This is a genomic window from Halomonas sp. MCCC 1A13316, assembly GCF_014931605.1.
Classification (GTDB): domain Bacteria; phylum Pseudomonadota; class Gammaproteobacteria; order Pseudomonadales; family Halomonadaceae; genus Halomonas.
The window spans coordinates 3,880,974-3,899,885 of sequence record NZ_CP053382.1 but is presented as its reverse complement, the minus strand read 5'-3'; the positions used below and the strand labels follow the sequence as shown (position 1 = coordinate 3,899,885).

The following is an 18,912-nucleotide window of genomic DNA, read 5'->3' as shown; positions in this document are numbered from 1 at the left end:
ACCATCCATCTTACTCATATCCAAGGCGACCAGCGTCGCAAAACGGACGAAAGATAAGCAGCAGACATTATTTTATAATGATGTAGTTAATCACACCGGAAGAATTTATATCTATTTTTCTTATCTCTAGCAGCTTTATACTGAAGCATGTGTCTTTTTGGGTATACCTCAAGAGGTGCGCCTGTCTATTCAGTTTTTTGTATTCATATGTTTATTTATTCGACCCAAAAAGATACAATATATTTAAATGCATCCAAATAGGTACAAGGAGGAATCATACACATGCCTGCACAAATCTTTGTAAGAGGATATCTAAGGGCTTCTACAGATGAACAAGATGCGAATCGAACAAAAGCGATGCTAGCGCAGTTTGCTGGCGAACATGGTGCTAGGGTTGCTGCTTGGTACACCGAAAATGCAAGCGGTGCGCAAGCCGACCGCTCTGAGCTTCTCAGGTTGCTCGCAGATTCAGGTCCAGGAGATGTTTTACTGATAGAGCAAGTGGATCGACTGACTCGCTTGGCCCGTGCTGATTGGGAGTCGCTCAAAGCAGCTATTCAGAAGGCTGGCGTCCGCATTGTCGCCCTTGACCTGCCAACGAGCCATGCAGCCATGCGGGCCACAGGCGGAGAAGATTTTACTGCCCGAATGCTTGATGCTGTGAATGATATGCTACTGGATATGCTTGCGGCGGTCGCTAGGAAGGATTATGAGGATCGCAGGAGGCGCCAATCTGAAGGCATTCAGCAGGCCCGGGCTCGGGGGGTCTACAAGGGAAGGCCGGCTGACGCTGCTTTGCACATCAAGATAAAGGAGCTTCGAGGAAAAGGCTTCAGCATTCGCAAGACTGCTGAGTTAGCTGGATGTGCAGCAAGCACAGTGCAGAGGGTTGAAAAAACAAGTTGAAAAGAAGAGTCGCCTTCATGATAACGAAGCCGCATGGGCTGTGATTGACATGGCCTAGGATAGTAAGAAGCCGAGGAAGTGACTTAAATGGTTAGCCTTGTGTTAACTGTGCCGTTCCGTTCAGCTCTAAATGCAGTCTCCAGGTAGAGCCTTCCGTACGATTGAGTTTTGCTGAGTCCAAGCCAAGTCGTACAGGCTCCTGTGCCGGGGAGTTGAGAAATGAGTAGGACGGGGAAGGGGAGGGGTATCCTAGGGCCTCTTTCTCTGTGTTGGCCTCCTCCTTTCGAAGGCTGCATACTGGGGGGACAGAGAAGCCAGGTGGGTAGGTTCTGCTGACGTGGCCCGGCATAAAGTTATCATGAACATCAGGTGGTGCCTGGCTTGCAGCGTGTAAAGATAGCTAGCTTTACACCCCATCAAGATAGTGCTGAAGCGCACGCCATACCCATTTTTGCTTTACATTTTGCGTTGCTTTTTTTGTTGCTTTAAGGTAAAATTCCATGAAGAACATACGCTTAAGATTAAAGACTGCTGCTGCGCCCCATGTCTTATGCCGACTACCGTTCTGACGTTACCCGATCGAGGCTGCCGGAGGCTATTGAGTGAAGCTGTTGGTACTGGATGCCGGCCATTGCCTCAATCTGGCTTTGGCCAGGCTGGTGCACCGCCGCAGTGATACCGAGCTCGTCATCGAGCCCGGCCTGAAGATCGATGCCAGCCTGCTCCGTGAGCTGGCGCCCGCAGCGGTGGTCATTCCACCGCTATCGGCGCCGATGGAAATCGAGCCCGCGGCCGTGGTCGCGCATGGCGAGGGCGTCGATGCCTGCCTGGCGGCGTGCCGCGAAACCGATACGCCAATGGTGTGGTGCGTCTCCGACCAGCTCTACCAGGATGGCTTCGAGACGCCCATCGACGAGCACGTGATACCGGCGCCGCGCGACGAGAGCCTCAGGCGGTTGATCGCCATCGGCGATCGCATCCGAGGAAGCCACCCTCGTCACCTCATCGTGCGCCTGGGGCCGCTGTTCGCGCTGGAGGGCGGGCACGCCTGGCTCAGCGGCGTGATCGACAGCCTGGTCACAGGGGAGGAGGTTCGCGCCGCTCAGGATGTCATCTTCTGCCCCACATCGGCCGACGCCGTCGCCATGGCACTGGTCGGCATGCTGCATCAGCTCTCGTGCGGTTCCGGCGCATGGGGCGCCTATCACCTGGCGGGTACGGAGCCGGTCAGTGCGTATACCTTCACCACCATGGTACGCACCCAGCTCTCGACGCGCCTGGAGGGGCTGGGCGAACAGGTGGAGCTCGGCGAGGTGAAGGCGCTCAAGCACCATCATGACCAGCCGCTACGCCGAGTACTCAACTGCCGGCGTGTGCTGGAGGCCTTCGGCGTTCACCAGAAGCCGTGGCGGCTGGAGGTGGGTCGCCTGCTGGATGAGTGGTGTCAGGCTCGCCGCGCCATCCCGAGCGATGAAGAGGGTGGCTCTTACCCATGAATGTGTTGCGCAGCCTGCTGTTCTACGTCGGTTATTTTCTTGCCATCTTCGTCTTCGGCGCGCTGCTATTACCGGTGGCCCCGCTGCTGGCGCTGCCTTCACGCTACCGCCTGCTCAATCGCTACAATCATTTCATCACCGCCTGGTTTCGTTGGACCTGTGGCGTGACCTATCGGGTCAGCGGCAGGGAGCACTTGCCGCCCGGTCCCTGCGTGATTCTGGCCAACCACCAGTGCGAGTGGGAAACCATCTACCTGCAGATCCTCAAGCCGCCGGTGTGTACGGTGCTAAAGCAGGAACTGCTGCGCATCCCGGTGTTCGGCTGGGGCCTGCGTCTGCTGCATCCCATTGCGTTGGACCGCTCGAAGCCAGCGCGGGCAATGCGGCAGGTGCTGAGCCAGGGCGTGGTGCGCCTGCGGGAGGGGCTATCGGTGTTGATCTTCCCTGAAGGCACTCGGGTGGATCCAGGCCAGCGGCGGCGCTACAACAAGAGCGGGGCCGTCATCGCCTGTCGCGCCGGGGTGCCGGTGCTGCCGGTGGCGCACAATGCCGGTGAACGCTGGCCGGGGCGCCATTGGGTGAAGAACCCGGGGGTGCTCAGCGTGGTGGTGGGGGAGCCCATCGATACCGTGGGCCGTACGCCGGAGGAAGTGCTGGTCGAGGTGGAGGCCTGGATCGAGGCGCGTCTGGCCGAGATCTCCGAAGTCCCGCGACCGGTGGTTGCCAAGCCTGAGGTGGGGGCCAGCACGAGCTAGGATGCTTGGCCGGTGTTGTATTGCGCGGGCTTTGCCCGTAACGCGTAACGTAACGCAGAAAGGCGCCCTCGGGCGCCTTTCTGCATTGCGATGGCTGGTCGGCTAGTCGCGGTAGCGCTGCAGGACCAGGCAGGCGTTGGTGCCGCCGAAACCGAAGCTGTTGGAGAGGATACGATCGACGCTGACGCTATCGCGCATCTGCGTGACGATATCGAAGCCGGCGGCCTGATCGTCGAGATCCTCGACGTTGGCCGAGGCCGCGATGAAGTCGTGTTCCATCATCAGCAGCGAATAGATCGTCTCCTGCACGCCAGTGGCACCCAGCGAGTGGCCGGTCAGCGACTTGGTGGAGCTCATCGCCGGCGTGGTGTCGCCGAAGACTTCGCGAATCGCCTTGAGTTCGGCGACGTCACCCACTGGTGTAGAGGTGCCGTGGGTATTGATGTAGTCGATCTTGCCGTCGACGGTGGCCATGGCCTGGCGCATGCAGCGCACTGCGCCTTCGCCGGAGGGGGCGACCATGTCATGACCGTCGGAGGTGGCGCCGTAGCCGACCAGTTCGGCGTAGATCTTCGCCCCCCGCGCCTTGGCGTGCTCGAGCTCCTCGAGTACCAGCATGCCGCCGCCGCCGGCGATGACGAAGCCATCGCGCGCCTTGTCATAGGGGCGCGAGGCCTTGCCCGGAGTGTCGTTGTACTGAGTGGACAGGGCTCCCATGGCGTCGAACAGGCATGACAGGGTCCAGTGTTCCTCCTCGCCGCCTCCGGCAAAGACGATGTCCTGCTTGCCCATCTGGATCTGTTCCATGGCGCTGCCGATGCAGTGCGCCGAGGTGGCACAGGCCGATGAGATCGAGTAATTGACGCCCTTGATCTTGAACGGCGTGGCCAGGCAGGCGGACACGGTGCTGCCCATGGTGCGGGTGACCCGGTAGGGGCCGACACGGCGCAGTCCTTTTGCACGCATGACGTCGGCGGCCTCGACCTGGTTGGCGCTGGAGGCGCCCCCAGAGCCGGCGATCAGTCCCGTGCGTTCGTTTGACACCTGCTCGGGGGAGAGGCCTGAATCCTCGATGGCCTGGGCCATGCTCACGTAGGCATAGGCCGCGGCGTCGCCCATGAAGCGGCTTAGCTTGCGGTCGATCAGGGCTTCGAGGTCGATATTCACGACCCCGGCGACCTGGCTACGAAAACCGAGCTCGGCATACTCCTCCTTGAAGCGAATGCCCGAGCGTCCATTCCTGAGCGCCTCGACGACCGTCTGCGGGTCGTTGCCCAGGCAGGATACGATACCCAGACCGGTGACCACCACTCGTCGCATGGAAGCCTCCTGTTTCAGAAATTCGCGGTAGAAGTGAACAGACCGACCCGCAGGTCGTTGGCCTGGTAGATATCACGGCCATCGACCGAGACGGTACCATCGGCGATGCCGAGGATCAGGCGCCGGGTGATGATGCGCTTGACGTTGATGTGGTATTTGACCTTGCCGGCCTCGGGCAGAATCTGGCCGGTGAACTTCACCTCGCCACAGCCCAGCGCACGGCCGCGACCGGGATGACCGAGCCAGCCCAGGTAGAAGCCCACCAGTTGCCACATGGCGTCGAGCCCCAGGCAGCCGGGCATGACCGGATCGCCAGGGAAATGGCATTCGAAGAACCACAGGTCGGGTTGGATATCCAGCTCGGCGATCAGCTCGCCCTTGTTGAACTGGCCGCCCTCTTCGTGGATGCGCACGATACGGTCGAGCATCAACATGTTGGGCGCCGGAAGTTGAGCGTTGCCGGGGCCGAATAGCTCGCCGCGGCTACATGCCAGCAGTTCTTCGCGTTCGAAAGAGTGTTGCTTGATCACTGAGTCGTTCCGAGTCGCAGTTGTAGTGGGCCCTTCCGCGTGCGGTGCGGAGGCAGCATGGCACAAAGAGCCAGCCCGCCCGGGCGGCCCTGCCTAGTCTACTGGCCGAGGCCCATGATTGCACGCCAGGCATGACGCGACAGTCGCCAACGATTAAAGTGTCATCGCTAAGTGTCGATACTCTAAGTAGGGTCGATGCATAGCATGGGCGCAATTTTTCTCTTACCTCCGTTACATCGGGACCTCTCATGCGGCCATCCTTCGCGTTGAACCGCCCTTTGACCTGGGCTGCCATGGTGGCGTTACCGGCCTGTATCTGGCTGCCCAACCCCGGCTTGCGAATGGCTGCTGTCGTCATTGTCGTGGTGGGACTGGTAGTCGCCTGGCGCCAGATAAAGCGTGACCGTCAGCACGCCGACCTGATGCAGCAGGCGCTGATGCTCTCCGAGGAGGGCGTTCAGATTACCGATGCCGAGAATCGCATCCTCGCCGTCAACCCGGCCTTCACTCGCATCACCGGTTTCACTGAAGACGAGGTGCGTGGGCTCAATGCCGCCAATCTGGCTGCGGCACGTCATGACCCGGCTTTTTTCAAGCGTTTCTGGCAGACCCTGCACAGCAAGGGACGCTGGGAGGGCGAAATCTGGAACCGGCGCAAGCAGGGTGACGAATTTCCCGAATGGCTGCGCGTCAAGGCAGTGTTGAACGTCCGCGGGCAGATCACCCATTACGTCGGCACCTTCACGGATATTTCGGTACACAAGGCGCGCGAACAGGACCTGCGGCGCATCGGCTTCGAGGACCCGCTCACCGGGTTGCCTAACCGCCGCCGCTTGCATGACTTGATGACCTCTCGCCTGCGCCACCTGCGCGCCGGCGAGAGCCTCGATATGGCGATCATCGATATCGACGGCTTCAAGTCGGTCAACGACAGCCTCGGGGTGGAACAGGGCGACCGTCTATTGGCCCGTTTCGGCCAGCGCCTGGCCCGGTATGTGGCCGGCGGCGTCGTGGGTCGGCTGGGGGGCGACGAATTCCTGGTAATACGCACCACGACGTACGACGACCACGATCACTGGATTGCCGGCCTGCGACAACACCTGGGCGAGCCTTTCGAGCTGGCAAACAAGACCTTGCGCCTTGGGCTCTCAATCGGCAGCTGCCGGGCCCCCGAGGATGGCAAGGAGTCCGGAGTGCTGTTCCAACGCCTGGAGTCGGCGCTCTACTCGGCCAAGCGGAACGGGCGTAACGTCAGTCAGCGCTTCCGTCCGGCGCTGGACGTGCAGAATTCGCCCCATATGGCGCTGGTCTACGGCCTGCGCGACGCCTTGGCCAACGGTGATCAACTCGAACTGTATTACCAGACCCAGCATCGCATCATGGATGGCACTGTAGTCGGTATGGAGGCGCTGCTGCGCTGGCGGCATCCTGAGCATGGCATGGTTTCGCCGGCCGACTTCATCCCGCTGGCCGAGCGCCATGGGCTGATGGGCCAGCTCGGCAATTGGGTGATCGACGAGTCGTTGTCGCAAATGTCGCGTTGGCATGAGCTGGGCCTGCCTCAGTTGCCCGTGTGGATCAACATCTCGGCGATTCAGATGTTCCAGGGCGAGCTCGAGACGGCACTCTCGGCGGGGCTGGCGAGACACGGCATCGAGCCGTCACAGCTGGGTTTGGAGCTGACCGAGTCGGTGCTGCTCGATGAGCGCGCCGGTGATATCGTGCCGCGGCTGGAGGCGCTGCGCGCCAAGGGCCATCGTATCGCCATCGACGACTTCGGCATGGGTTATTCGTCGTTGAGCTATCTGAAAAACCTGCCGTTGGACAAGCTCAAACTCGATCGCGCCTTCATCCGATCCCTGCCCGATGACGCTGCCGATGCCGCCATCGTCAGCGCCGTCTTGGCGATGGCGCGTGGCTTGGGGCTCGACGTGGTGGCCGAAGGCGTGGAGACCCAGGGCCAGCTCGATTTTCTACAGCAAGCCGGTTGTCGACTGGTGCAAGGCTTCCTTTATGCTCGACCGGGTCCGGCCGAGGTGATCGAAGCGCAGTGGCGGGCGCTGGCCTCGGATACGACGGGGATGGTCCTGCGAGCCGAGCCGTCGGCATGACAGACCGCGCACATCGGGACCCTTCAGGTCGAAGGCGTGCCGAGCATGACGTTACTCCACGGCCCCGATGACAGGACGAGACCGGGCACCAGGTTTGGCCAGCAACAGCTGACAGGTGCCGATGGTGCGCTCCAGAAACCCGCCTTCGCAGTAGCACAGATAGAAGCGCCACAGGCGGATAAAACGCTCGTCGTAGCCCAACCGGCGGACCGTATCCAGGTTCGACTCGAAGCGATGGCGCCATTCGCGCAGGGTGTGCGCGTAGTGGAGGCCGATCTCCTCCAGCGCCAACACGTTGAGAGAGGTATGCCGCGTCAGGCCATCGATTATGGCGCGGTGCGAAGGTAGAAAGCCGCCGGGAAAGATGTGACGCTTGATGAAGTCCACTTCACGCTTGGCGGCTTCGAAGCGCTGGTCGCGTATGGTGATGGCTTGTAGCAGGGCCAGGCCGTCATCCTTGAGCAGACGATCCAGCATGGCCAGGTAGGTGCCGAGGTACTGGTGACCCACGGCCTCGATCATCTCCACCGAGACCAGGCGGTCATAGCGACCTTCGAGATCGCGATAGTCCCGCTGCAGTACCGTGATCAGCGATTCCAGCCCCTCCTCGCGCACACGACGCAACGCGTACCGATACTGTTCGCTGGAGATGGTCGTGGTGGTGACACGACAGCCGCGGGTTCGAGCGGCGTGGATGGCCAGTCCGCCCCAGCCGGTGCCTATTTCCAGCAAATGATGCTGTGGCTGCACATCGAGCCGGGCCAGGATATGGTCGAGCTTGTACGTCGATGCCTCTTCCAAGCTGGCGTCGGGATGCGGAAAGATGGCGCTGGAGTACATCCAGTGGCGATGATCGAGAAAGGTCGCGAACAGCTCGTTGCCGATATCGTAATGAGCGGCAACGTTGCGCCGGGCTCGCCCGTGAGTATTGCGCAGCAGGCCTTGCCCCAGGCCGGCCAGCCAGTGACCGATACGAGCCAGCCCACCTTCCACCTCGTTGTTGAGCCGTTCCAGGTTGGCGGCGAATAGTCGGATCAGGCTGACCAGGTCGTCGACGTCCCAATCGCCGTCGATATAGGCTTCCGCTGCACCGACGCTCCCCCCTAGGGCCATACGACGCCAAGCCCTCGCGCGGCGCACTATCAACGTGACCTGTAGGGGTCCATCCTGCCGCCCCAACCGCTGGCATTGGTTGCCTTCGATCAGGATGATGCGCCCACCCTCCAGGCTTTCAAGCTGTGCCAGCATGCCGCGGCGCAGCCAGCGCATGAGTGCCGAGCCGGGCTCGACCGACGGACATTCGGAATGGGTGCGTAGCATATTCACGGCAAGGTCTCCTTGCGCTGCGGGTGATCGTGGATCGGTACTCCCTTGGCCCACAGTCTCAGCGCCTCGAAGTGGATGGCGACGATGGTCTTGAAGCTCATCCAGGGGCGACGTGCCAGGCCGGCAAGCAGGGCCTTGCGAGTTGCCGGCCGGCTGACCAGGGACAGGCTGGCATCGAAGTGGCACTCCCCGTGCCGCCAGGTCGCCATGTGCAACTCGATAGCTTCGCCCGGCGTGTTGAAGTGCCAGCGGTAGCTCATATCCAGCGGCAGGAAGGGAGAGACATGCAGACGTTTGGCAAACTCCGCACGGTGACTGTGGCGATCCGGTTCGACGAAGCAGGCATAGTGGATGCGCTCGCGCCATGGCGTATTGGTCACCTCGCCCAGCACCGCACCGAGACAGCCACCCTCCTCCTCGCGGTGATACAGGTAGAAAAGCGAGAGCGGGTTGAAGCCCGAGCCCAGGGTGCGCAGTTGCGTAAGCAGGCAGACCCGCCCCTGGGGAGCTCGGCCGAGCTGACGAGCCACCTCGGCCCGGGCGGCCTCGGCCAGCGGCCGCTGGTCTGCACTCAGGTAATCCTCGCGGCGGAAGCTTGCCAGTGCCGCCCTTCTGGCGCTGAATCCCGGTACGCTGTCGAATAGCTCGGGCAACTCGTCGAGGTCGAGACATACCATCCATAGCCGATACTCGAACTGATGAGGGCGCGGCAGGAAGCGCCGATGGCGCAGCGTGCCATGGCAGATACAGGAGCGCGGTAGGATGCTCATACAGTCGCTACCTCTGCTGCCCTCATGCCGAGCGGCCGCGTGCCGCTCTCGTCGCAGCCAAGAGCGTGGGCCACTCGCAGGGCACTCCACACGCCATCCTCGTGAAAGCCGTTGCGCCAGTAGGCGCCGCAGAAATGCGTGCGGCGGGCGACGCCCGATATCTCGCCGTGACGGGCCTGGGCATGCAGGCCGGCCTGGCCGAACTGGGGGTGGGCATAGCGAAAGCGGCCCAGCACCCGGCGCGGGTCGATGCTCGCCTCGCCGTTCAGGGTGACGCAGAAGGTGTGGGGCGCATCGAGCCGCTGCAGCAGGTTCATGTTGTAGGTCACCGCCGCCCGAGCGCTGTCGCCACGGCCGTCCAGGCGATAGTTCCAGCTGGCCCAGGCTCGACGGCGGCGCGGCAGCAGTCGAGTATCGGTATGCAGCACCACGTCGTTGTCGCGATAGGGCAGCGCGCCGAGGATCTCGTGCTCGATCGGGGTCGGGTCCTCGATCAGCCGCAGCGCCTGATCGGCATGGCAGGCCAGGACCACCTGGTCGAAACTCTCGCGGCCGTGAGCCGTGGTCAGCATGACACCGCCAGCGTCTCGCCGAAGGCCCAGCACCGGCGCGTCGAGCCTTACCCTGTCGGCGTAGGGCGCCGTGAGCGCGGGGATGTAGGCGTGCGAGCCGCCGACCAGCGTGTACCACTGGGGGCGGTGGAGCACCGACAGCAGGCCGTGATGGTGGAAGAAACGCACGAAGAAAAGCGCCGGCATGCGGTACATATCGCCGAGGCTGGCCGACCAGATGGCCGCTCCCATGGGTAGCAAGTATCGGCGCTGGAAATCGACGCCGAAGCCATGGGTCTCGAGATAGTCGCCCAGAGTAAGCTGTGTCGGCAGCCGCTCATGCGCCAGGTCATATGTTGCCCGCCGGTTGAAGCGCAGGATATCGGCCAGCAGGCGATGGAAGCGCAGGTTCCACAGGTTGCGGCGCTGGGCGAACAGCGAGCCCAGGGTATGTCCGTTATACTCGAAATCGCGTGCCGTCTCGTGCAGGGAGAAGCTCATTTCGGTGGGCTGCGAGGCAACGCCGAGCCGGGTCAGCAAGCGCTGAAAATGCGGATACGTCCAGTCGTTGAATACGATGAAACCGGTATCGATGGCGTAGCGGTGGCCCTCCAACTCGATGTCCACGGTCGCGGTGTGCCCGCCCAGCCGGCTTTCTGCCTCGAACAGCGTGACTTGGTGGCGGGCGCTCAAGTACCAGGCGGCGGCCATGCCGCTGATGCCGCTGCCGACCACGGCGATGCGCTGGGCGGGCATTTCCGCAGCGAGGCTGGAAGCGAAGCGAGCGCTCATGACTCAGTACTCCGAGGCAGGGTGGCGCACCAGCCGCTTGCCCAACACCAGACGCATGGCGGGAGGCAGCAGGCCGAGCAGGCGTAGCGTGAAGGTGAAGCGACGCGGAAAGTGAATGTCGAGGCGACGCTTTTCCAGGCCGGCGACGATCGCGTTGGCTGCCGCCTCGGCCGAGACGCGCAGGGGCATGGGAAAGTCGTTGCGCTCGGTCAGCGGGGTGGCGACGAAGCCGGGGTGGATCAGGCTGATGTCGATCGCTTCGCTGGCCAGGTCGAGGCGTAGCGACTCGAGGAAATAGCTCAGGGCTGCCTTCGAGGCGCCGTAGGCCTCGGCGCGTGGCAGCGCCAGGTAGGCCGAGGCGCTCGAGGTGGCTGCCAGCAAAGGGCGTGAGCCCAGTTCGCACGCCCTGCGCAGCAGGGGCAATGCGGCACGTACGCAGTAGATCGTACCGAAGAAGTTAGTCGCGAAGACGCGCTCGACCAGCGCTGTGTCCAGTTGCCGCGCATCAAGATATTCACAGCTGCCGGCATTGAGAATCGCCACGTCCAGATGCCCGAACAGGTCGCCGATATGATGCCCGGCGATGGCGACGGCGTCGCTGTCGGTAACGTCCAGCGGCACCGGCAGGGCATTCTCCCGGCCTTTGCAGAGCGCTTCGAGCGTCGATTCGTTTCGGCCACTCAAGGCCACCAGGTGGCCCTGATCCAACAGCTCAACCGCCAGTGCCCGCCCGATGCCCGATGTCGCACCGGTCAGCCATATACGCCGCTTCCCGCTCAGTGCTGCCATGCTTTCGCTTTCTCCCGTAGCCGTCGTCCTGCCGTCAAATTCGACGCTTGAGCCAGCGCACCAGGCTTCCCAGCCCCGGCAGCTGTTCGTAGAGCATGGCCCCGGCGTCGAAGTAGTCACGGTGTTGGCACACCCGCTGCGGTTCCCGGGCCGAGAAGGTCAGCTGCGAGCAACCCTCTACCGTGACGGGCTTGCCGCCGCCCAGCCGCGGGTGGCGCAAATGCATCGTCCAGATGACATAGGCGTGGTTCCCTTGCGCCAAGCGGTCGTGAAAGGTGAAGCGACACGCCGTCACGTTCTCGTACAACTTGCTGAAGTGCGCCTCAAGCGCATCGATTCCTTCGATTCGATGGAAAGGGTCGATAAAGAGCACATCTCGAGTATATAACTCGTACAATAATTTTGTACAGTCTTTGTCTAGTTTATTGAAGGCGACGCAGAACGCCTCCAGGCTGTCGTCCCGGTGCATGGCGATGGCTCCGTGTGGGTAGGGGGGGCGCTCTGCGCTAGGCAGGCGGGGACAGTGACTTGAAGGCCTCGAGCGCCCGGGCACGAGCCGTCCGGTGGTCGACGATGGGTAGCGGATAACCGCAGGCACGCCGCTGATCGTCGCTGGGGGCATGGCGGTCGCGCGGCGGCAGCACGGCAAGCTCGGGAACGTGCTCGGCGATGAAGCGGCCATCCGGGTCGAAACGGCGCGACTGGGTAGTGGGGTTGAACAGGCGGAAATAGGGTGCGGCATCAGTGCCGGTCGAGGCCGCCCACTGCCAGCCGCCATTGTTGGCGCAGAATTCGCCATCCACCAAGTGGCGCAGAAAGAACGCCTCGCCTCGCCGCCAGTCGATCAGCAGGTGCTTGCTCAGAAACATGGCGGCAACCATGCGCAGGCGGTTGTGCATCCATCCGCTGCGGAGCAGCTGGCGCATGGCGGCATCGACGATGGGGTAGCCCGTGCGTCCTTCGCTCCAGGCGCGAAAGCTCGTTTCGTCGTCACGCCAGGCCAGGGCCTCGGTGTGCGGCTGAAAGGCTCGGAAGCGACACACCTGCGGGAAACCCGCCGCTACGTGATGGTAGAACTCGCGCCACACCAATTCGTTGACCCAACTGACGATACCGGCATCGCCTTCGGCCAGGCTGCCGTCGTTCTCGCTCAGCGCCGCCTGCAGACACTGGCGGTGCGAGATCATGCCGAGCGCCAGGTAGGGAGAGAGCTCGCTGGTGCCGGCCAGCGCCGGGAAGTCGCGCTGCCGTACATAATGCCGAGCGCGAAAGCGCAGGAAGCGCTCCAGGCGATCGGCGGCGGCGGCCTCGCCGGCCGGCCAGAGTCCGGCATCGGCCGGGTTTGCCGCCAACGGCGGCGGAGCGAGAGGGCGCTCGCTTTCGGTCCTGATGGATGCTTGCGGCGACGGAGCGTCACGCAGCGCCAGGCGCCGTGCCGTCAGTTGACGGTGCCAAGCTCGTGCGAAGGGCGTGTAGACGCTGTAGAAATCGCCCTTGCCCGTCAATAGCTCGCCGGGGGCAAAGGCAACGGCATCATGATGACCGGTCACCATGATGCCGGCCTGATGGAAGGCATCGGCCACTGCCCGGTCGCGGCGTTGCTCGTCGAGCGGGTACTCGTGATTGAAATGCAATGCTGTAGCGTCGACCTGGCGGGCAATATCGAGCAGGGTGGCCGGGGCCTGGTCGAAGTCGTCAATGTCGCGTTGCAGCAGGGGAATGCCGATGCCGGCCAGGGCCTCACCCAGGGTAGCGACGCCGCGATGCCAAAAGTCGAGCTTGTTAGCGCCATGACCGTGGCGCTGCCAATGGGGAATACTCCGCAGAAACACTGCTATCACCGGGCTCCGGCGCGCGGCGGCAGCCAGCGCCGTGTTGTCCTGAACGCGAAGATCGCTGCGAAACCACATCAGGGTGCAGGTCATGGCGATTGGCTCGCGATGGTCAGTGGTCGAGAATCAGCGGACGCATGCGGGCCATGGCCAGGGGCAGGTCGTCGCCGAGCAGTTCCACCAGACTGTCGGCCAGGTCGCCGTTGCGAATACGCGCGACCGGCCCGCACAGGCCGAGAGGAGCATCGAGCTGCTCGGCCAGGCGAGGCAGTTGGCGGCGGATCAGGTCTGCCCGTTCGGCGCGACCGCTGACGAGAATCAGCGCGGCGGCATGCAGGCGCTCGATCGCCAGCGGCAGTTCACCGAAGGGAAGGGCGCTGTCCATCAATTGGACCTGGTAACCGGCATCGCTCGCCGCGAGTGCCGCCAAAAGCAGCCACAGGGTGCCGGGATCGTCGGGCAGCGGGGCGATCAGCAGTACGGGCCCCTTGGCCAGTCGGTTGGCATGGTAGAGCCGAATGCCGATGCGGGTGCGCAGGAACGACTCCAGGCAACGGCGCTGCAAGGCGGCGCCGAGCTGGTCGGTCCAGTGTTCCTCGAGTTCGCGTAGCACCGGCTGCCAAAGTTCCGCCAGGCAGATGGCCACGGGGTAGAGTGCCAGGCTTTGGGTGAAGAGCGTTTCCATCTGGCCCTGGTCGAGAGCCTCGATGGCCGCCATCAGTTGCCGTTGCTGGCTGGTCCAGTCGCCTGAGACAGGCTCGGAAACGGGCGCAGATTGCGGCTGATCGATGAGTTCCTTGACCTGGCTCACCGGTACACCGCGGCTCAGCCACTGCAGAATGCGCTCGACCCGTTCGATGTCCTCGCGGGCATAGAGGCGATGCCCCTTGGGGGTACGCTTGGGGCGAATCAGTCCGTAGCGACGCTCCCAGGCGCGCAGGGTAACCGAGTTGACGCCGGTGATACGTGACACCTCGCGAATAGGATAGAGCGGTGTGTCGGCCGGGTGGGCCCCCTTCTCGGTCATGCTCGCCTGCCTCTTGTGTTGTCTTGGCCACGCAGCAGCAACCTGATCGAAACGTTGTCGCAGTCCACTGCCAAGGAATATTGTACACTAAATGAGCGGTGTACAACTGATGGCGGTCATGGTCAAGTCGGCAATGCTTCTCCCGCTTGCTCGGCGACCACGGCGGCCAGAGCCTCGATAAAGGCGGGGTGCTCACCAACGGGTGGCAGTAGCATCAGTTCGATATCGGGGTGATTCGCCCTCAGTGCCTCGACCTGGGCCGGGACGTCCTTACGCAGATGACGTCCGGCGGCGAAGAACAGCGGAAGAATTTCGGCGCGTCGAATGCCGGCCGCAGCTAGCTCGGCCACGCTGCTTTCCAGCGAGGGTTCGCTAAGCTCCATGTAGGCTAGCTTTAGCGGTGTCTGCATGCGTGCGGCCAAGGCCTCGTGGAAGCGTTCGAAGGGGGCGCGCCATGCAGGGTCGCTGGAGCCATGGGCGAGCAGGATCAAGTTGTAGGACATGACGGTCTCCGGGGCATGCGACAGTAAAACGCCCGGGCTGGTATTTCGAGTTCGCCGTGAAATGCCCGGTTGCCGCCAGCATAGCAGAGATGTACAACGGTTGTATAACGAGCGGCGCGAAGCGGCCAAATGCGGGAGGGAATCGAATGCGAGTCTTGATAACCGGTGGTAGCGGTTTCGTTGGTCAACGTTTGTGTCTGCGCCTGAGAGAGGCGGGGCATCGCTTGCAGGTAGTTTCCCGCAGACCTGAGACCGCCAGGCGCAAGCTGCCCGAAGGCGCCGACGTACGACGCTCGGTGCTCGATTTCGTGGATTCGCCGCCGCATGCCATCGTCAACCTGGCCGGGGAGCCGATTGCCGCCAAGCGCTGGAGCGACGAGCAGAAAAATCGCTTGATCGATTCGCGCGTCAACGTCACCCGCGACCTGGTGATCCTCTGCGAGCAGCTCGAGCAGGCCAGCGGCAAGGCGCCGAAGGTCATGGTGTCGGGCTCGGCAATGGGCTATTACGGCGATCAGGGAAGCCAAGAGGTCACCGAACAGACGGCTCCCCACGACGAGTTCGCTCACCGACTATGCAAGCGCTGGGAGGACGCCGCGCTCGAGGCGGCCGACTTCGGTACCCGTGTGGCACTACTGCGCACCGGCCTGGTGCTGGACTCGGGGGGCGGCAGCCTGGGGAAGATGCTGCCGCCGTTCAAGCTGGGCCTGGGAGGACGCTTTGGCGACGGCAGCCAGTACATGCCCTGGATCCACCGCGAGGACCTGGTGCGCAGCATCCTGTTTTTGCTCGAGCGCGACGATCTCGACGGGCCGTTCAACGGCAGTGCGCCGCATCCCGTCACCAACGCCGAGTTTACTCGCACTCTGGCCAGGCAGCTCAATCGACCCGCCGTCATGCCGGTGCCTGCGGTCGTGCTGGAAACCGCCTTCGGCGAGATGGCACGCCTGCTGCTGACCGGCGCCGACATGCGCCCGGCGCGCCTGCTCGAGGCCGGCTTCGTGTTCCGCTTCCCGACGCTCGAACAGGCGCTGGCGGATATTCTTTAATTTCCTTTGAGCTTTTTTGAGAAAGTGCTGAGTTATGTCGCGAGCGATGAGAGGCTGGTCGCCGCCGGAGCGCAACAGCCGGAGTTGACTAGGTGCTCAATGAGGACTGTGAGCACCGCCGGCGACCAGCATGTCGAGCGCAGCAATAAATCAGCCTTTCTTACTCCCCGACGGTGACGATTACCCGCACCGCATCCAGCCGCAGCCGAGTGCCATCGATGGCGGCATCGAGTTCGCCACGCTCACGGCGTAGTGCTTCCAACTCCTCCTCGCGCACCGCCGGGTTGAGGCGAGCCAACGCCTCCAGGCGGGCCAGCTCGCCATCGAGTTCCCGGCGCATGCGAAGCTGGGCCGCCTCGACGATGCTCGGTAGCTCACGCTCGGCCTCCATCTCGCCTTGGGTGAGCAGTTCGCGCAACTGATCATGACGGCTGCGAATGAGGTCTCGCGCCATGGCTTTCTTGACCTTCTTAAGGTTCTTCGACAAACCGCTAAAGGAGACCTTGCCGCTGAGCACGGCCCCGGATTCGTCGAGCAGTACGCGCACCGCTGTCGGCGGCAGGAAGCGGTTGACATGCAGCCGCCTGGGGGCGGGGCAATAGGTGCGAAAAACCAGCTCCGACATCAGCCGCCCGGCGGGTATCGCCGGATGCTTGAGCAGGGCCAGAGCAGTATTGCCCATGGTGCCGTCGAGGATGCGCCCCATCATCTCGCGTAGCAGCGGATGTTCCCAGGAGAGCCGCTGCACGTCGTCGCGGGCCAATGCGCGCGCGCGCGACAGGGTGGCAGTGAAGCCCTCCTCGCCCTTGGCCAGGCCGGGCAGGCCGTCTAGCATCTGTGGGCTGGGCTGCAAGTGCAACAGGCCGCCGCCGAGCTCCTGACCGTCGACGCCGAATATGTCCAGCGCCTGGTCGAGGTAGCGCGGCAGCGCCGGGTCGTCGTCGAGTTCACGGATCGCCGCGGCCACTTCTCCGGCCCGCACCGGGCGACAGGCGTTGAGTTCGAGCAAGCGGTTGCGGCCGGCATCGCGCTGGGCCAGGCGGCTTTCGAACAGAGCGCGGGTCTCTTTGATGACGTCGTCGAGCGCCTCGTCATCGAGCAAGGCCTCGGCCAAGGCATCGCCGAAGGCATCGAACAGTTCGCTGCCGACGCCGTGGGGGGCATCGAAGGCATCCATTCCTTCACTGAACCAGCGCAGCAGGCGTTCACCGGGGCTGGCCTCGAACAGCGGCACGTGGATTTCGATGGTGTGTCGCTGGCCGATTCGATCCAGGCGGCCGATGCGCTGCTCGAGCTGGTCGGGATGCTGCGGCAGGTCAAACATCACCAGATGTCGGCAGAACTGGAAGTTGCGCCCCTCCGAACCGATCTCCGAGCACACCAGCACCTGGCTGCCTTCTTCCTCATCGGCAAAGGCCGCTGCGGCACGGTCACGCTCGACCAGCGTCAGTCCCTCGTGGAACACCGGGGCATGGATGCCACCCAGCACGCGCAGCGCCTCGGCCAGGCCCTGTGCGGTCTCGCGTCCGTGAGCGATCACCAGTACCTTGTCGCCGGCGAAGCCCTGAACGCCTTCATCAGCGAGGCGCTCCAGCAGCCAATTTACTCTCGGGTCGATCTGCCACCAGGGCTCGGCGTTGAGTGGGTCATCCGACAGCTCGCGGTAGGTGGCATCGGGGTAGATCAGCACGTCGGGGTGGTCGAGCCCGGTCTCGATCAGCAGCTCGTCGAGATAGTCTTCGTCACGCTCCAGTTTGCGCAGCACCCGACGGTAAGCCGAAGGCAACGGAATCTCCGCCAGGTGCAGACGGCGCTCCGGGAAGCCGCCGACATGGCGGCGGCTGTTGCGGAACATCACCCTGCCGGTGCCATGGCGGTCGAGCAACTGCTCGCGAAGCTGGTCGCGGGCGCTGGCTTGCTGCTCCGGACTGCTCTCGGGGCTGGTCAGGAGGTCCAGCAGGGCGAGGCTGTCACGCTCATCGATCACCGCGGCCACGCAATTGCGATCGCCTTTCCCGCCTGCGGACAGGTTTTCCAGCGCGTCGATGGCCTGAGCCACCTCCACGTAGTGCTGCTCCTCTTCACGGAACGCATCGATGCTGTGGTAGCGATCGGGGTCGAGCAGGCGCAGGCGGGCGAAGTGGCTCTCGAGGCCCATCTGTTCGGGGGTGGCGGTCAACAGCAGCACGCCCGGCACGGTCTTGGCCAGGCGCTCGACGCAAGCGTAGCCGGGACCGACCTGCTCGGAGCTCCAGTCGAGGTGGTGAGCCTCATCGACGATCAGCAGGTCCCAATCGCAGGCCACCGCCTGCTCCTGACGGTGAGGGTTGGCGAAGAGCCACTCTTGGCTTGCCAGGATCAGTTGGCCGGACTCGAACGGGTTGGCCTCGGCCTGGGCCAGGCTCTGCTGCTCGTCGAGCAGGGTCACATCGAGGGCGAATCGCCGCAGCAGCTCCACCAGCCACTGGTGCGTCAGGCTCGGCGGCACCAGGATCAGAGCGCGCTCGGCACGTCCGGTGAGCAGCATGCGGTGCAGGATCAGGCCGGCTTCGATGGTCTTGCCCAGGCCCACCTCGTCGGCGAGCAGCACGCGCGGCGCGTGACGGCGTGCCACTTCGTCGGCGATGTACAACTGATGCGGAATCAGGTCGATGCGCGGTCCGGACAGGCCCAGTGCCGGATTCTGCTCGATGCGATGATGGTGGTGCAGAGTGCGAAAGCGCAGGTCGAACCAGTCGTTGCGATCGACCTGGCCGGTCAGCAAGCGATCGCGGGCCTGATCGAATTGCATGCTGTCGGCCAGGCGCGCTTCGGGCAGTTCGCGCAGCTCGCCCTGGTCGTCCTCGCCGATATAGACGATCAATCCGTCGACCTCCTTGCTGTCGTCGACGGTCAGGCGCCAGCCCTCGGCGGCCTGAATACGGTCACCGCTGCCGAAGGCCACTCGGGTCAGTGGCGCCTGACGGCTGCTGTAGGTGCGGGTTTCCTGGCTGGCGCCGAACAGCACGGTGACGCTACGGTGATCGCAACTCAGGATGGTGCCCAGGCCAAGGTCGGCCTCGCCATCGCTGATCCAGCGCTGGCCGGGTGAAAAGTCGCTCATGATGCCTCGGTCGATGCTGAATACGGTGCGCATGCTGTCGGCGGAACAGGCT

The 18,912-nt window shown here is 63.4% G+C and carries 16 protein-coding genes; 5 read left to right on the top strand and 11 right to left on the bottom strand.

Going from position 1 to position 18,912, the window contains the following annotated elements; all coding sequences use genetic code 11:
- The first annotated feature begins 282 nt into the window (after positions 1–282).
- The 3 genes from HNO52_RS18050 to HNO52_RS18040 all read left to right on the top strand — a co-directional run bounded on the left by HNO52_RS18050 (position 283) and on the right by HNO52_RS18040 (position 3,157).
- Entirely contained in the window at positions 283–906 is a 624-nt protein-coding gene (locus tag HNO52_RS18050) for a recombinase family protein (RefSeq protein ID WP_197566596.1), read from the top strand.
- Between the two features lie 602 nt (positions 907–1,508).
- Positions 1,509–2,402, top strand: a complete 894-nt coding sequence (locus tag HNO52_RS18045; protein ID WP_197566595.1) for a sugar nucleotide-binding protein — start codon at positions 1,509–1,511, stop codon at positions 2,400–2,402.
- Positions 2,399–3,157, top strand: coding sequence for a lysophospholipid acyltransferase family protein (locus tag HNO52_RS18040; protein WP_197566594.1), 759 nt, complete (start codon positions 2,399–2,401; stop codon positions 3,155–3,157). The genes HNO52_RS18045 and HNO52_RS18040 overlap by 4 nt, the downstream gene beginning before the upstream one ends.
- A gap of 102 nt (positions 3,158–3,259) precedes the next feature.
- Here HNO52_RS18040 and fabB read toward each other — a convergent pair whose 3' ends face one another.
- Both fabB and fabA read right to left on the bottom strand, forming a co-directional pair.
- Positions 3,260–4,477, bottom strand: a complete 1,218-nt coding sequence (gene fabB / locus HNO52_RS18035) for a beta-ketoacyl-ACP synthase I (protein ID WP_197566593.1) — start codon at positions 4,475–4,477, stop codon at positions 3,260–3,262.
- 14 nt (positions 4,478–4,491) lie between these two features.
- Entirely contained in the window at positions 4,492–5,007 is a 516-nt protein-coding gene (gene fabA, locus HNO52_RS18030) for a 3-hydroxyacyl-[acyl-carrier-protein] dehydratase FabA (protein WP_197566592.1), read from the bottom strand.
- 248 nt (positions 5,008–5,255) lie between these two features.
- Between fabA and HNO52_RS18025 the strand changes: the two genes are divergently transcribed.
- Complete coding sequence (locus HNO52_RS18025) at positions 5,256–7,118, top strand: putative bifunctional diguanylate cyclase/phosphodiesterase (protein ID WP_197566591.1); 1,863 nt, start codon at positions 5,256–5,258, stop codon at positions 7,116–7,118.
- A 51-nt stretch (positions 7,119–7,169) separates the two neighbouring features.
- Here the strand turns inward: HNO52_RS18025 and HNO52_RS18020 are convergent, their stop codons facing one another.
- From HNO52_RS18020 to HNO52_RS17985, 8 genes are all read right to left on the bottom strand, one after another.
- Positions 7,170–8,438, bottom strand: coding sequence for an SAM-dependent methyltransferase (locus tag HNO52_RS18020; protein WP_197569296.1), 1,269 nt, complete (start codon positions 8,436–8,438; stop codon positions 7,170–7,172).
- Between the two features lie 2 nt (positions 8,439–8,440).
- Positions 8,441–9,214 carry a DUF1365 domain-containing protein gene (locus HNO52_RS18015; protein ID WP_197566590.1) on the bottom strand — a complete coding sequence of 258 codons (774 nt, stop codon included), beginning with the start codon at positions 9,212–9,214 and terminating at the stop codon, positions 8,441–8,443.
- On the bottom strand, positions 9,211–10,557 hold the full coding sequence (locus HNO52_RS18010; protein WP_197566589.1) for an NAD(P)/FAD-dependent oxidoreductase: 1,347 nt from the start codon (positions 10,555–10,557) through the stop codon (positions 9,211–9,213). The genes HNO52_RS18015 and HNO52_RS18010 overlap by 4 nt, the downstream gene beginning before the upstream one ends.
- A 3-nt stretch (positions 10,558–10,560) precedes the next feature.
- Positions 10,561–11,346 (bottom strand): SDR family NAD(P)-dependent oxidoreductase, encoded by a 786-nt coding sequence (locus HNO52_RS18005; protein ID WP_197566588.1) that lies wholly within the window; start codon positions 11,344–11,346, stop codon positions 10,561–10,563.
- Between the two features lie 34 nt (positions 11,347–11,380).
- The gene (locus tag HNO52_RS18000) at positions 11,381–11,815 is read right to left on the bottom strand and encodes a nuclear transport factor 2 family protein (protein WP_197566587.1); all 435 of its coding nucleotides are present in this window, start codon (positions 11,813–11,815) and stop codon (positions 11,381–11,383) included.
- Between the two features lie 37 nt (positions 11,816–11,852).
- Positions 11,853–13,271, bottom strand: a complete 1,419-nt coding sequence (gene phrB, locus HNO52_RS17995) for a deoxyribodipyrimidine photo-lyase (RefSeq protein ID WP_197566586.1) — start codon at positions 13,269–13,271, stop codon at positions 11,853–11,855.
- A gap of 19 nt (positions 13,272–13,290) precedes the next feature.
- Entirely contained in the window at positions 13,291–14,205 is a 915-nt protein-coding gene (locus tag HNO52_RS17990) for a MerR family transcriptional regulator (protein WP_197566585.1), read from the bottom strand.
- Positions 14,206–14,327: 122 nt separating this feature from the next.
- Positions 14,328–14,708 carry a sirohydrochlorin chelatase gene (locus tag HNO52_RS17985; protein ID WP_197566584.1) on the bottom strand — a complete coding sequence of 127 codons (381 nt, stop codon included), beginning with the start codon at positions 14,706–14,708 and terminating at the stop codon, positions 14,328–14,330.
- A gap of 146 nt (positions 14,709–14,854) precedes the next feature.
- Between HNO52_RS17985 and HNO52_RS17980 the strand changes: the two genes are divergently transcribed.
- Complete coding sequence (locus tag HNO52_RS17980; RefSeq protein ID WP_197566583.1) at positions 14,855–15,757, top strand: TIGR01777 family oxidoreductase; 903 nt, start codon at positions 14,855–14,857, stop codon at positions 15,755–15,757.
- A 160-nt stretch (positions 15,758–15,917) separates the two neighbouring features.
- On the opposite strand, the gene rapA is transcribed toward HNO52_RS17980, so the two are convergent.
- On the bottom strand, positions 15,918–18,860 hold the full coding sequence (rapA, locus tag HNO52_RS17975; RefSeq protein WP_197566582.1) for an RNA polymerase-associated protein RapA: 2,943 nt from the start codon (positions 18,858–18,860) through the stop codon (positions 15,918–15,920).
- Positions 18,861–18,912 lie beyond the last annotated feature (52 nt).

What these genes read in the sequence shown, in the direction of transcription:
- HNO52_RS17985 (WP_197566584.1), bottom strand. Translation starts at nt 14,708, where the DNA reads ATGTCCTACAACTTGATCCTGCTCGCCCATGGCTCCAGCGACCCTGCA.
- HNO52_RS18010 (WP_197566589.1), bottom strand. Translation starts at nt 10,557, where the DNA reads ATGAGCGCTCGCTTCGCTTCCAGCCTCGCTGCGGAAATGCCCGCCCAG.
- HNO52_RS18005 (WP_197566588.1), bottom strand. Translation starts at nt 11,346, where the DNA reads ATGGCAGCACTGAGCGGGAAGCGGCGTATATGGCTGACCGGTGCGACA.
- HNO52_RS18050 (WP_197566596.1), top strand. Translation starts at nt 283, where the DNA reads ATGCCTGCACAAATCTTTGTAAGAGGATATCTAAGGGCTTCTACAGAT.
- HNO52_RS18000 (WP_197566587.1), bottom strand. Translation starts at nt 11,815, where the DNA reads ATGCACCGGGACGACAGCCTGGAGGCGTTCTGCGTCGCCTTCAATAAA.
- fabB (WP_197566593.1), bottom strand. Translation starts at nt 4,477, where the DNA reads ATGCGACGAGTGGTGGTCACCGGTCTGGGTATCGTATCCTGCCTGGGC.
- HNO52_RS17980 (WP_197566583.1), top strand. Translation starts at nt 14,855, where the DNA reads ATGCGAGTCTTGATAACCGGTGGTAGCGGTTTCGTTGGTCAACGTTTG.
- HNO52_RS18015 (WP_197566590.1), bottom strand. Translation starts at nt 9,214, where the DNA reads ATGAGCATCCTACCGCGCTCCTGTATCTGCCATGGCACGCTGCGCCAT.
- HNO52_RS17990 (WP_197566585.1), bottom strand. Translation starts at nt 14,205, where the DNA reads ATGACCGAGAAGGGGGCCCACCCGGCCGACACACCGCTCTATCCTATT.
- HNO52_RS18025 (WP_197566591.1), top strand. Translation starts at nt 5,256, where the DNA reads ATGCGGCCATCCTTCGCGTTGAACCGCCCTTTGACCTGGGCTGCCATG.
- HNO52_RS18040 (WP_197566594.1), top strand. Translation starts at nt 2,399, where the DNA reads ATGAATGTGTTGCGCAGCCTGCTGTTCTACGTCGGTTATTTTCTTGCC.
- rapA (WP_197566582.1), bottom strand. Translation starts at nt 18,860, where the DNA reads ATGAGCGACTTTTCACCCGGCCAGCGCTGGATCAGCGATGGCGAGGCC.
- phrB (WP_197566586.1), bottom strand. Translation starts at nt 13,271, where the DNA reads ATGACCTGCACCCTGATGTGGTTTCGCAGCGATCTTCGCGTTCAGGAC.
- HNO52_RS18020 (WP_197569296.1), bottom strand. Translation starts at nt 8,438, where the DNA reads ATGCTACGCACCCATTCCGAATGTCCGTCGGTCGAGCCCGGCTCGGCA.